General features: G+C 66.7%; 12 protein-coding genes. 8 read left to right on the forward strand and 4 right to left on the reverse strand.

The window, feature by feature from the left end:
• The first annotated feature begins 34 nt into the window (after positions 1-34).
• Positions 35-1,570 carry a PucR family transcriptional regulator gene (locus tag ACWW1C_RS09945; protein WP_455984219.1) on the forward strand — a complete coding sequence of 512 codons (1,536 nt, stop codon included), beginning with the start codon at positions 35-37 and terminating at the stop codon, positions 1,568-1,570.
• Here ACWW1C_RS09945 and ACWW1C_RS09950 read toward each other — a convergent pair whose 3' ends face one another.
• Together ACWW1C_RS09950 and ACWW1C_RS09955 are read right to left on the reverse strand one after the other, a co-directional pair.
• Complete coding sequence (locus tag ACWW1C_RS09950; RefSeq protein ID WP_455984220.1) at positions 1,571-4,378, reverse strand: MMPL/RND family transporter; 2,808 nt, start codon at positions 4,376-4,378, stop codon at positions 1,571-1,573. It lies immediately after the preceding gene.
• A gap of 41 nt (positions 4,379-4,419) precedes the next feature.
• A complete protein-coding gene (locus ACWW1C_RS09955; protein WP_455983276.1) occupies positions 4,420-4,851 on the reverse strand; it encodes an MmpS family transport accessory protein in 432 nt (143 codons plus the stop codon).
• Positions 4,852-5,378: 527 nt separating this feature from the next.
• Between ACWW1C_RS09955 and ACWW1C_RS09960 the strand changes: the two genes are divergently transcribed.
• Positions 5,379-5,648, forward strand: coding sequence for a metal-sensitive transcriptional regulator (locus tag ACWW1C_RS09960; protein WP_455983277.1), 270 nt, complete (start codon positions 5,379-5,381; stop codon positions 5,646-5,648).
• Positions 5,649-5,661: 13 nt separating this feature from the next.
• Here the strand turns inward: ACWW1C_RS09960 and ACWW1C_RS09965 are convergent, their stop codons facing one another.
• Positions 5,662-6,366 carry a cupin domain-containing protein gene (locus ACWW1C_RS09965; protein ID WP_455984221.1) on the reverse strand — a complete coding sequence of 235 codons (705 nt, stop codon included), beginning with the start codon at positions 6,364-6,366 and terminating at the stop codon, positions 5,662-5,664.
• 222 nt (positions 6,367-6,588) lie between these two features.
• Here ACWW1C_RS09965 and ACWW1C_RS09970 point away from each other — a divergent pair, with 222 nt between their 5' ends.
• Positions 6,589-6,795, forward strand: a complete 207-nt coding sequence (locus ACWW1C_RS09970) for a hypothetical protein (RefSeq protein ID WP_455983278.1) — start codon at positions 6,589-6,591, stop codon at positions 6,793-6,795.
• 75 nt (positions 6,796-6,870) lie between these two features.
• On the opposite strand, the gene ACWW1C_RS09975 is transcribed toward ACWW1C_RS09970, so the two are convergent.
• Positions 6,871-7,710: an alpha/beta hydrolase gene (locus tag ACWW1C_RS09975; protein ID WP_455983279.1), complete on the reverse strand. Its 840-nt coding sequence runs from the start codon at positions 7,708-7,710 to the stop codon at positions 6,871-6,873.
• A gap of 112 nt (positions 7,711-7,822) precedes the next feature.
• On the opposite strand from ACWW1C_RS09975, the gene ACWW1C_RS09980 reads away from it, so the two are divergent.
• The 5 genes from ACWW1C_RS09980 to tatA all read left to right on the forward strand — a co-directional run bounded on the left by ACWW1C_RS09980 (position 7,823) and on the right by tatA (position 12,127).
• Positions 7,823-8,386: a TetR/AcrR family transcriptional regulator gene (locus ACWW1C_RS09980; protein WP_455983280.1), complete on the forward strand. Its 564-nt coding sequence runs from the start codon at positions 7,823-7,825 to the stop codon at positions 8,384-8,386.
• Positions 8,387-8,438: 52 nt separating this feature from the next.
• Positions 8,439-9,797 (forward strand): Pup--protein ligase, encoded by a 1,359-nt coding sequence (gene pafA / locus ACWW1C_RS09985; RefSeq protein ID WP_029105057.1) that lies wholly within the window; start codon positions 8,439-8,441, stop codon positions 9,795-9,797.
• A gap of 71 nt (positions 9,798-9,868) precedes the next feature.
• Complete coding sequence (locus ACWW1C_RS09990; RefSeq protein ID WP_455983281.1) at positions 9,869-10,855, forward strand: helix-turn-helix transcriptional regulator; 987 nt, start codon at positions 9,869-9,871, stop codon at positions 10,853-10,855.
• A complete protein-coding gene (locus ACWW1C_RS09995) occupies positions 10,852-11,832 on the forward strand; it encodes a helix-turn-helix transcriptional regulator (RefSeq protein WP_455983282.1) in 981 nt (326 codons plus the stop codon). The genes ACWW1C_RS09990 and ACWW1C_RS09995 overlap by 4 nt, the downstream gene beginning before the upstream one ends.
• A 31-nt stretch (positions 11,833-11,863) precedes the next feature.
• Complete coding sequence (gene tatA, locus ACWW1C_RS10000; protein WP_455983283.1) at positions 11,864-12,127, forward strand: Sec-independent protein translocase subunit TatA; 264 nt, start codon at positions 11,864-11,866, stop codon at positions 12,125-12,127.
• Positions 12,128-12,137: the final 10 nt, after the last annotated feature.

The following is a 12,137-nucleotide window of genomic DNA, read 5'->3' on the forward strand; positions in this document are numbered from 1 at the left end:
GACATTCTGTACATTCATGCCCGTGACGGTTCCGGTGCGATGGGTGCTGGACCAGGCCGATCTGCGAATCCGGCTGCGCGGCGGTGCCGGCGGTGTCGGTGGCGAGATCAGCTTGGTCCTGACCACGGAGTTGGCTGACCCGGCCAAATGGCTGTCCGGTGGTGAGCTGGTGCTGACCACGGGGATCGGTCTGCCGCCGGCTTCTGCGGACCGGCGGCACTACTTGCAACGCCTGCACGAAAGTGGCGTCGCCGGAGTCGGATTCGGCATCGGACTCACCTTCGACGAGATACCCGAAGAACTGGTGTCCGCCGCCGAGGAGTTGGGGCTGCCGCTGCTGGAGATTCCGTTGCGGACGCCGTTCGCGGCGGTCGTGCAGAAGGTCAGTTCGCGTATTGCCGCACTGCAGTACGACGCGGTGCTGCGGGCGTCCCGTGCCCAGCCACGGATCACCCGGGCCGTCGTCAGCGGCGGCCCGCAAGAGGTTGCCGCCGAACTGGGCCGGGCGTTGCGGGCCAGTGTGGTGGTGCTCGATCCGTCCGGCACGGTGATCGCGTCCCACCCACGCAATCTCAACGTCACCACCGTCAACCTGGTGCGCGACGCCGTCGAACCCGGCGCGGCGTCGGCCGTTGCGGTGCTGGCTGAAGGCGTCACCGTCGCACAGCAGTCCATCCGAGTCGGTGGCCGCTCGCACGGCGTCCTCGGCGTGGTCAGCGAGACGGCTCTGAGCCCGGTCGATCAGGTGCTGTTGGGTCACGCAAACTCGTTGCTCGCGTTGGATTTCGAGAAACCGGTGCGGTTGAAGGAGGCTCAGCAGCGCCTCAACGAGCAGGCCCTGGGCCTCATTCTGACCGGTGAGGCCAACCTCGAGCCGGCCTGGGCGCAGCTGTCTCCGGCCGCCGATCACCGGGGCCGGATCAGGGTCCTGGTCGTTCAGGCGGATTCGGACACGAACGCCGATGCCGACACCGCGAACCTGCTGAAGAAGGTGAATGCCGCGATCTTCGATGAGCTGGACGAGGCAGGTCAGCCCGCGTTCGTGCACGGCGCCGACAAGTGGCTGGCGGTGCTGTTGCCCGGGGCGGAGGCCGCGCAGATCGCCGACGCGCTCGTCGCCCGGATCGATGCGTCATTGCGCCGGACCATCCGCCTGGGCCTCAGCGGAATTCAGCCCCTGGCCAAACTGGCCGAAGCCGTCGACAACGCGCGGTTGGCGGCCTCCGTCGCGGAATGCGGGCGGCCGCCGGTCGAATTCTCGGCGCTGGCCGGCAGTGCGCTGCTGGCATTCGGGGAGAGCCGGGACGTGCTGGTTGCGCTCGGGGCGGCCGTACTGACCCCGGTACTCGACCACGACGCCGAGTTCGGCACCGGATTGCTCACGTCGCTGCGCGCATTCCTGGAAGCCAACGGCCACTGGGAATCTGCCGCCGCGGCGGTCGGCGTGCACCGGCACACCATGCGCAAGCGCATCGAGACGGCCGAGACCCTGCTCGGTTGCGATCTGGCGATCGCCCGGGTCCGCGCCGAGCTGCTGCTGGCGATCCTGGCGCGGACGCCCGGCGACTGATCAGCCCACCGGTGCGGGGGAGCGCTGTTCAGTTGCCGCCGCCGCCCGGTGCCGGGGCCGCAGCGGCCACCAGAACCACCGGCCGAGGAGTGCCGCGACCGACGGCGTCATCAACGACCGAACGATCAAGGTGTCGAACAACAATCCGAGTCCGATGGTCGTGCCGGCCTGACCGATGGAGCTGAGATCGCTGGCCGCCATCGACATCATGGTGAAGGCGAACACCAATCCCGCTGTGGTGACGACACTGCCCGTCTCGCCCATCGAGCGGATGATGCCGGTTTTCAACCCCGCACCGATTTCCTCCTGGAACCGGGAGACCAGCAGCAGGTTGTAATCGGAGCCGACAGCCAGCAGGATGATCAGGCCGAAAACCGGTGCGATCCAGTTCAATTCGAGGCCAAACAGGTCTTGCCACACCAGCACCGAGAGTCCGAACGCCGCACCCAGTGAGAGCAGGACGGTGCCGACGATCACCAGCGATGCGACCAGCGCCCGCGTGATGAGCAGCATGACGACGAAGATCAACGTCAGCGCGGCGGTGCCGACGATCAGCAGGTCGTATTGCGAGCCCGACTGGATGTCTCGATAGATCGCGGCGGTGCCGGCGAGGTAGAACTTGGCGTCGGTGAGGGACGATCCCTTCACCGATTGATGCGCGGTTTCGAGCGTCGGCAGGACCGCCGCGATGCCGCCCGGCGTGGCCGGGTCCTCGGCGTGCGTGATGAGGAAGCGTGCGGCCTTGCCGTCGGGGGAGAGGAACAGCTTGAGGCCTCGCTGAAAGTCGGCATTTTGAAAGGCTTCTGGCGGCAGGTAGAAGTAATCTCCGCTGCGGGAAGCGTCGAAGGCCTGGCCCATGGCGCCCGCGGTATCGGTCATGGCGGACATCTGCGTGATCAGACCGGAGAAGCTGCTGTGCAGCGTGAGCAGCGTGCCGCGCATGGACTCCACCGTCGCGATCATCGACGGGAACTGCGCTTTCATCTGCGGCAGCAGCGCCACGGTGCTGTCCATGTCGGTGCCCAGCGCGGCCATGTCCGAACTGAACGTGTCCACGTTGTCGATCGCGTCGAACACCGACCGGGTCGCCGCGCAGACCGGGATGTCGGTGCAGTGCTGTTCCCAGTAGAAGTAGTTGCGCAGCGGCCGGGCGAAATCGTCGAAATCCGCGAGGTTATCGCGCAGTTCGCCCATCGTCGTGCGCATTTGGTGCACGTCGGTGGCCAGGTGCTGCGTTGCGCCACCCATCTGGTCCACCAGGGTTTGCAGCCGCTTCATCGGTCCGATCAGCCCGCCGAGATCGTCGCTCATCTTCAGGATGTCGCCCATGCGGTCCTTCATGATCTGAAGGTTCTGCTGGATCGGAATGGACTGGGCGCTGACCTGGAAGGGGATGGAGGTGTGGTCGGTCGGCCCGCCGTACGGCCGAGTGATGCTCTGCACCATCGCAATTCCCGGGAGCTTGAAGATGTCCTTGGCGAGCTTGTCCAAGATGATCATGTCGGCGCTGTTGCGCATGTCGTGATCCGCCTCGACCATCAGGATGTCGGGATTCATTGTGGCGGCGCTGAAATGGCGCTCGGCAGCGTCGTATCCGACGTTCGACGGCAGTTCGCGGGGGATGTAGAAGCGGTCGTTGAAACTCAGCTTCATGGTGGGCATGAACATGATCCCGACGAGCGCGACCAGCAGGGACGCGACGAAGATCGGCGCCGGCCACCGGACCGTTGCGGTGCCGATGCGCCGCCAGCCCTTGGTCTTGGCCGTCCGCTTCGGTTCGAGCAGACCGCGGCGGGTGGCGACCGCCACCACGGCCGGCGCCGCGGTCAGTGCGCCCGCGACAACCACGACCAGCCCCAGCGCCGATGGGATGCCCAGCGCCTTGAAGTAGGACAGCCGCGCCAGGTGCAGGCACAGCGTGGCGCCGGCGATGGTCAGGCCGGAGCCCAGGATGATGTGGGCGGTGCCGCGAAACATGGTGTAGTAGGCGGCTTCCGGGTCCTGCCCGGCCTGGCGGGCCTCGTGGTAACGGCCCACCAGGAAGATCGCGTAGTCGGTCCCCGCGGCGATGGCCAGCGACGACAGCATGGCGACCACGAATGTCGAGAAGCTCAGGAGGCCGTGGTCTCCGAGCAGCGCGACCAGGCCTCGGGCGGTGCCCATCTCGAGCCCGACCATGACCAGCACCAGCGCCACGGTCGCGGCGGAGCGATAGGCCACGGCCAGCATGATGATGATGACGACGCCGGTCACGGCCATCATCGTGAGCATGCTCTTGTCGGCGGCTTCGTTCATGTCGGTGGTGAGCGGCGCCGGCCCGGTCACATAGGCCTTCAGGCCCGGGGGCGGCTTTTCGCGGTCGACGATTTCGCGCACGCGGTCGACCGACTCGTTGCCCAGCGTGCTGCCCTGGTCGCCGGCGAGATTCAGCTGGACGTAGGCGGCCTTGCCGTCGCGACTCTGCACACCGGCCGAGGTGAGCGGGTCGCCCCAGACGTCCTGGACGTGCTGCACGTGCGCGGGATCGGCCCGCAGCGCTTTCACCAGCCCGTCGTAGTAGCGGTGTGCCTCGGCGCCGAGTTTCTGGTCGCTTTCCAGGACGACCATCGCGATGCTGTCGGAATCCGACTCGTGGTAGGTCGCACCGATCTTCTTGGCCGCGATCAACGCCGGGGCGTCCTGTGGCGACATCGTCACCGCGTGTTCTCTGGCCACCGATTCGATCTGCGGCACAAGCACATTCAAGGCGACGGTCAGTAACAGCCAGCCGATGATGATCGGCCAGGCGAACCGCCGGATGAACCGCATGTAGGCCGGCCGGGCGGTGGTGTCGGGGGAGTTGTTGCCGCTCATGCGTTCTTGACCAGACATGAGAGTTGGGCATCACGTCCGGTTGCGGACTGTTCCTGGCGGGTCTCACCGTCCACGGTGATGCGACACCCGAGCCGGTCGCCGTCGCCCTGCGCCACCACACTCGCGATCGTCGCCGGTGCGGTCGTGCTGATCTCGATGGTCCACGGCAGCCTGCGGAAACTAGCCTGCACCGGCTGGGCGTTCTGATCGAGGTAGTTGACGCTGCCCGTGGTGCCGCCGGGGCCGAGAAGTTCGTAGACCACGCGTTTGACGTGCGTGGGCTCGAGAGGTGCGGCAGTGGTACCGGTCGAGGTGAAGATCGGTTCGGAGCCGAAAGCGCCTCGTAGTTCCGTGACCGCTGCCGTGCCGAGTGCGACGGCCACGACGGTTACCGTCGGCACCCAGATTCTCGCCAGGACAGTTGGCATCGTTGTCTCCCTCCACCAATGGGCTGCGTCGAGCGCACACAGGGCGGCGCGTCGAGCCTCGTCGTGATCCGATCTGGAAATACCCCATGGGGTATCGCGAAGCGCGCTCAACGTACCATACCCCCTAGGGTATAGATGAAGTCGTGAGATGCCACACGAGTTCCTTGACGTATACCCCAGGGGGCATGCTATGAAGGAAGGGTATGGGCCGGGGCGGAGAGCCTGGTCGGGTTGAACGGCCAAGGAGTGCAACATCACTCACCGGGTCGACGGTCCGCGCGGCCACTGAAGGGAGCGAATCATGTGCCACGCAAAGCGTTGCTCGCAGTGCGGCAAGACCACCTGGTCAGGCTGCGGAATGCATGTGGACGCCGTCAAGGCCGCTGTGCCAGCCGGCCAGTGGTGCGACGGCCATCCCAAATCCGATCGACCGTCCCGCTTGAAGTTCTGGAGGTAAGCACCGGCCGGCCGCTGATACCCTGAGGGGTATAGCGGTTCGGGGTGAACCAACGAAAGGTAGGTGCGACATGGTCGGTGATGAAGAGGCCATGGCCGCAGTTCTGGCCCGGTTGCGTCGGGCGCAGGGGCAGTTGGCCGGGGTCATCTCGATGATCGAGCAGGGCCGGGAGTGTAAGGACGTCGTCACGCAGCTCGCGGCGGTATCGAAGGCGCTCGACCGCGCCGGGTTCAAGATCGTCGCCACCGGGCTGCGTGAATGCCTGGCCGGGAACGCCGAGGAGGGTCGTGCCCCGATGACCGAAGCCGAGCTGGAGAAGCTGTTCCTGTCGTTGGCCTGAGCCGCGGGCCGGATCAGCTGGGCCGTTTGATGATCGTCAGCGACTGGTCGATCTTCTTGAACTTCGTGAAAGTTTCTGCGGGAACACCGAACACGACGCTGAGCACGTCGGGCGGCAGCTTGCTGATCGATGCGCCGATGCCGATGTCGTCCTTGCCTTCTTCGGTGCTGGCGTTGAAGACGATGAGCAGACCGAGTTCCTCGGTGCCCTTGTTCTCGAAGTAGTGCAGCGAGCCCTGGGGAGCGAACACCACGTCGCCGACATTGGCTTCGAAGTGTTCGGAATGGCCCAGCGGGTCGAGCAGGGTCCACGTCGCCACGCCACGGGTGATCACGTTGATCTCCCAGGCACTGGGGTGCCAGTGTGGTTCGCGGATGCCGCCGGGTTCCAGCGTGACCATGACCACGCTGGCCTCTTGACCCATCAGGATCGGCCAATTCCCTTCGTACGCCTGGCGCAGCGTCCCACCTTCGAACTGGGTTCGGGGCAGGGCGCCGAGGTGGAACATGTGCGGTTGTGCGGTGTCGAGCTCGGCGGGAATGCGGGGATTGCCGAAACGGGCGGCGTCATCAGTCATGGTGGTGTCCTGAGTGTTGTTGTGCGGCATGGGCGACGAGGGCGCGGGCGATGAGAACGCGCGGTCGGCACCGGCACCGGCAAGAGCGGCGATGCCGACTGCGCCGGCTCCGCCGAGAATCGTCCGTCGATTGATCAAGATGTGGCTCCGTCCTGGCGTCAATCGCAGTGGGCCGACCCCTCGGGCCGACGGGTTTCAGCGTGGTGGTCGGGGACCGGTGCGTCGTCAGGGCTGGCGTCCAAAGTCGTCTACCGGCTAGCTGGAATGCCGAACTGAGGCCTGCGGGAACGACTTTTTCCTGGTCAGACGCAATGCTGAAGTCAGTCCGAAATCGGACGACCACTTCGACAGAAAGAGCCGACCATGAAGAACCCGCTGAAGCTCATCGCCCCCGGACTGGCGGTCGCCGGTATCGCCGGAGCCCTGCTGCTGGCGCCGATCGCCAGTGCCGACACCAACCCGCTGGTGCCCAATGGCACGGACCCGCACTCGTCCTACGTGCTTGGCGAACACTTCTCGAACCACGACGAGGCCAACCAGAGCGCGGGCGGTCTGGACACGTCGTTCTGATCGAGCTTCTGTTTCCCACGCGCGTACGCTCCGTCCGCCGCACACCAGGTGTGCGGCGGACGGAGCGCGTTGGAATCAGAAGCGGCGGACGAAGTTCAGCGCGGTGTCGGCGACCTCTTTCCATCCGCCATCGATGACCAGCGAGTGGCCGCGACCGGGGAGTTCGACGATCTCTGTGACGTTCGGGTTCTTCTTGTACTGCTTGTAGGAGGCGTTGGCGATCGCCGGGGGAACGGTGTTGTCCTTCTCGCCCGAGATGATCAGCAGCGGTCCGCGGTCGGGGTTCCTGGTGTCGACCTTGGCCTGGGTGCCCGGGTTGAAGTTGGCCAGTGCGGCCTGGAACAGCGGCACACCGGAGCCGGCGACCGAGTACTCGTCATACAGCCGGTTCGCCTCGTCCTCGGGCACCGCGTTGGCGAACGCGAAGCGGAACTGCTTGGGGGTCAGTGCGATCGCCCGTCCGCGGTTGAGCGGGTTGCCGAGCACCGGGAAGGCGGCGCGCAGGGCCGACAGTGGCAGTGGCAGGACGCCACGGAACGGCGCGGGGTCGATGGCGACCGCGGTCTCGGTCAGGCCCAGGCCGGCGAGCTTCTGGGTGATCAGGCCACCGAAGGAGTGCCCGATGACGATCGGTTTGCGATCGAGCGCGCGGATCACGTCGGCGTAGTGCTCGGTGACGTCGCCGACGCTCTTGTGCGCGAAGACCGACGGGTCACGGCGAGCTTCCGCGGTGGTCGCCGGATCATCCGGCCATCCCGGCGCCAGCGTGACGAAACCCTGCTCCTCGAAGTAGGCGCGCCAGTCGTTCCAGCTGTTCGGAAGCAACCACAGGCCGTGCACGAACACGACGGGTTGCGCGGCGGAGGCGTTCGCGCGGTCGATTTCGGCCTGCTCGCGGGCGGTGATGACGGACATTGCGGTCTCCTTCAGTAGAAAGAACGGTCGTTCTGTCTGGATAACCGGTGACAGCGCCGATCTGTTCCCGCAACGAGAAAGAACGTTCTTCCGTGCGGAGTACCGTGGCGACATGACCACCGCTGCGGTATCCGGACCCCGCGAACGTCTGCTGCGTACCGCCGCGGAGCTGTTCTACCGCGAGGGAATCCACGCGGTCGGTGTTGACCGGATACTCGCCGAAGCGGGCGTCACGCGTGCCACCATGTACCGCCACTTCACGGGCAAAGAAGGCCTCGTCGAGGCGTATCTGGCTCTCGAAGACGCGACGATCCGCGGCTACTTCGCCGACGCCGGGGCGCAGGCCGGTCCCGACACCGACATGCTGGAGTTGGTGATCGACGGCATCGCCGAGGACATCGCCAGGTACCACACGCGGGGTTGCCCGTTCATCAACGCCGCTGCCGAATACCCGGCGTCCGACAGCCCGGTGCGCCAGCTCATCGCACAGCACCGCAGCTGGTTTCGCGGCGCGCTGCAGGAGGCCGCTGCCGGGCGGGAGAGCCCCGAGCAGGTCGCCGCATCTCTGGTGTTGCTGCGCGACGCCGCGCTGGTCGGCGGATATCTCGACGGAATCGACACCACCAAGGCGGCTTTCGTCCGAGCCGCCCGGCAGGCCGCTGGGATCGCCGGATGACGCGCCGCCCGTTGCGCACCCATACGTAATCGCAACCCGTAAGCTCGATTATGTGCAGCGACGGATCATGGGAATCGAGACCGAATTTGGCGTGACCTGCACTTTTCACGGTCACCGCCGACTCAGCCCTGACGAGGTGGCGCGTTATCTGTTCCGGCGAGTGGTGTCGTGGGGCCGCAGTTCGAACGTCTTCCTGCGGAACGGTGCACGTCTGTACCTCGACGTGGGCAGCCACCCCGAGTATGCGACCGCCGAATGCGACAACCTCGCGCAGCTGGTCACCCACGACCGGGCCGGCGAGCGCGTCCTGGAAGACCTGCTGGTCGACGCCGAACAGCGGCTCGCCGACGAAGGCATCGGCGGCGACATCTACCTGTTCAAGAACAACACCGACTCGGCCGGTAACTCCTACGGGTGCCACGAGAACTACCTGATCGTGCGGGCGGGCGAGTTCTCCCGGATCTCCGACGTGCTGCTGCCCTTCCTCGTCACCCGGCAGTTGATCTGCGGCGCCGGCAAGGTGCTGCAGACCCCGAAAGCCGCGACGTTCTGCCTGAGCCAGCGCGCCGAGCACATCTGGGAGGGCGTCTCCAGCGCCACGACCCGGTCCCGGCCCATCATCAACACCCGTGACGAACCGCACGCCGATGCGGAGAAGTACCGCCGGCTGCACGTCATCGTCGGCGACTCCAACATGTGCGAGTCCACCACCATGCTCAAGGTGGGCAGCGCCTCGCTGGTGCTCGAGATGATCGAAGCGGGCGTCCCGTTCCGGGACTTCTCACTGGACAATCCGATTCGGGCGATCCGCGAGGTCAGCCACGACCTGACCGGTCGGCGCGCCGTGCGCCTGGCCGGCGGCCGGCAGGCCTCGGCGCTGGACATCCAGCGTGAATACCATTCGCGTGCCGTCGACTACCTGCAGACCCGCGAGCCCAACGTGCAGCTCGAGCAGGTTGTCGACCTGTGGGGCCGCCAGCTCGACGCCGTCGAGAGCCAGGACTTCGCCAAGGTCGACACCGAGATCGACTGGGTGATCAAGCGGAAGTTGTTCCAGCGCTACCAGGATCGTTACAGCATGGAGCTGTCCGACCCGAAGATCGCCCAGCTCGATCTGGCGTACCACGACATCAAGCGCGGTCGCGGTGTGTTCGATCTGTTGCAGCGCAAGGGATTGGCTGCCCGGATCACCACCGACGAGGAGATCGACGCGGCGGTCAACACCCCGCCCCAAACCACCCGGGCCAAGCTGCGTGGCGAATTCATCACGGCCGCACAAGAAGCCGGGCGCGACTTCACCGTCGACTGGGTGCACCTCAAGCTCAACGATCAAGCGCAGCGCACGGTGCTCTGCAAGGATCCGTTCCGGTCGGTCGACGAGCGGGTGAACCGGCTGATCGCCAGCATGTGAGCGGTGCCGCCAAGTTTGCGGCGGGCGCGCCCATGCCGGGCAACCCACGCTGACCACTTACTCTGTTGGACGTGGCGACGTCCAAGGTTGAGCGGTTGATGAACCTCGTCATTGCGCTCCTGTCCACCCGTAGTTACCTGTCGGCGGAGCAGATCCGGGCCAACGTCACCGGCTATCAGGACCCGCCGACCGATGAGGCGTTCTCCCGGATGTTCGAGCGGGACAAGAACGAGCTGCGCGATCTCGGCATTCCGCTCGAGACCGGGCGCGCCTCGATGATGGATGTCAACGACGGGTACCGCATCAATCGCACCGCCTACGAGCTGCCGCCGGTCGAGCTGACGGGCGACGAACGGGCCGTGGTCGCGATCGCCACCCAGCTCTGGGAGTCGCAGGAGATGGTCACCGCCACGCAGAGCGCGCTGCTCAAGCTGCGGGCCGCGGGCGTGGACGTCGACGCGCCCGACGCCGGCGTCGCGATCACCACCGGCACCACCCAGGGGCTGCGCGGTTCCGAGGAGGCGTTGGGAATCCTGTTGTCCGCCATCGATTCCGGCCGTGCCGTGCAGTTCGCGCATCGACCCAACCGCAGCTCGCCCTACGTCGACCGGACCCTGGAACCCTGGGGTGTGGTCACCTATCGCGGCAGGTGGTACGTCGTCGGTCATGACCGGGACCGCGACGACGCGCGCACCTTCCGGGTGTCTCGGATCGCCGGTGAGGTGCGCGCGGTGGGGCCCGACCGCGCCGTCACCCGGCCCGACGGTGTCAACCTGCGGGACATCGTGCACCGCGCGGTGGCCGAGTGGCCGGCCGGCGAGCAGGCGCGGGTCTGGGTGGCCGAGGGGCGGGCGACGGCGTTGCGCCGGCAGGCCGTCAGCATGGCACCCAGCGCGCGTGGCGGGCGTAGTGGCGACGAGATCGTCATCGACATCGGCATGGTCGACCGGCTGGCTCGGGAGGTCGCCGGTTACGGTGCCGACGCCGTCGTTCTGGAACCGAAATCTTTGCGGGACAATGTGATCGGTCGGTTGCGGGCACAGGCGGATCGCGCATGAGCAACGTGTCCACCCGCCTCGTGCGACTGTTGAACATGGTCCCGTACTTCCAGGCCAATCCGCGGGTCAGCCACACGAAGGCCGCTGCCGATCTCGGCGTGACCCGGAAGCAGTTGGAAGCCGATCTCTGGCAGCTGTTCGTCTGCGGGCTGCCCGGCGGCGGTCCCGGGGAACTGATCGACCTCGACTTCGAGGGCGACACCATCGAGGTGATCTTCTCGGCCGGCATGGACCGCGCGCTGCGGCTCACCTCGCCGGAGGCCACCGGCGTGCTGATGGCCCTGCGCGCCCTGGTCGACGTACCCGGGGTGGTCGATCCCGACGTGACCCGCAGCGTGATCGCCAAGATCGAGGCCGCCGCCGGGACCGCCGGCGCGACCGCGGCAGCGGTGCCGGCCCCGGACGTCACCGGCGATGTCGAGAACAAGGCGACCGCGACGGTGCGGGCCGCGGTCCGCGACAAGCGGGCGTTGTCGCTCGAGTACCACTCCGCTTCACATGACACCGTCTCGCAGCGTGTCGTCGACCCGATCCGGGTGGCCCTGATCGGCGACCACAGCTACCTCGAGGCATGGTGCCGCACCGCCGAGGGTGTGCGGCTGTTCCGCTTCGACCGCGTTGTCGACGCGACCGCCCTGGACGAACCGGCCGCACCACCGGCGCCGGCCGTCCAAGCCGGACCGGACACATCGCTGTTCTCGGCCGAGACCGCGGACCCGACACTCCCGGTGGCGACTCTGCTGATCGACGCCTCGGCGGCGTGGATGTTCGACTACTACCCGCTGGCGGTGCAGCGCGAGATTCCCGACGGCAGCTGGGAAGCCACCATGAGCTACGCGTCGACCGAGTGGATGGCCCGTTTCGTCCTCGGTTTCGGTTCGGCCGTGCGGGTCCTGGACCCGCCGGCGCTCGCCGAGCGGGTGCGCGAGTCCGCGGTGGCGGCGCTGGCGGCGTATGAACCCGGCCTTGGCGAGTAGACTCGGCCTCAACTTCTGGAGGTGACCCAAATTGGGCGGTTTGCAACCGTGGCACTGGTTGATCGTCATCGCGGTGTTCGTGCTGCTCTTCGGCGCGAAGAAGCTGCCGGACGCCGCGCGTTCGCTTGGTAAGTCGATGCGCATCTTCAAGTCCGAGTTGAAGGAGATGCAGTCGGAGGGTTCCGAGCAGCAGGCCGGGCAACCGGGGCCGCGCCCGATCACTGCCGAGCGCGTCGAGAACCCGGCGCCTGCACCGCAGGCGGCACCGGACGCCGCGGACAAGCACCCGGCCTGACCTTTGCCGT

The organism is Mycobacterium sp. HM-7, from assembly GCF_053852335.1.

Bases quoted from the DNA above. Each gene is read 5' to 3' on its own strand.
- ACWW1C_RS09995 (WP_455983282.1), top strand. From the start codon at position 10,852: ATGAGCAACGTGTCCACCCGCCTCGTGCGACTGTTGAACATGGTCCCG.
- ACWW1C_RS09955 (WP_455983276.1), bottom strand. From the start codon at position 4,851: ATGCCAACTGTCCTGGCGAGAATCTGGGTGCCGACGGTAACCGTCGTG.
- ACWW1C_RS09980 (WP_455983280.1), top strand. From the start codon at position 7,823: ATGACCACCGCTGCGGTATCCGGACCCCGCGAACGTCTGCTGCGTACC.
- ACWW1C_RS09960 (WP_455983277.1), top strand. From the start codon at position 5,379: ATGGTCGGTGATGAAGAGGCCATGGCCGCAGTTCTGGCCCGGTTGCGT.
- ACWW1C_RS09975 (WP_455983279.1), bottom strand. From the start codon at position 7,710: ATGTCCGTCATCACCGCCCGCGAGCAGGCCGAAATCGACCGCGCGAAC.
- ACWW1C_RS09970 (WP_455983278.1), top strand. From the start codon at position 6,589: ATGAAGAACCCGCTGAAGCTCATCGCCCCCGGACTGGCGGTCGCCGGT.
- ACWW1C_RS09950 (WP_455984220.1), bottom strand. From the start codon at position 4,378: ATGCGGTTCATCCGGCGGTTCGCCTGGCCGATCATCATCGGCTGGCTG.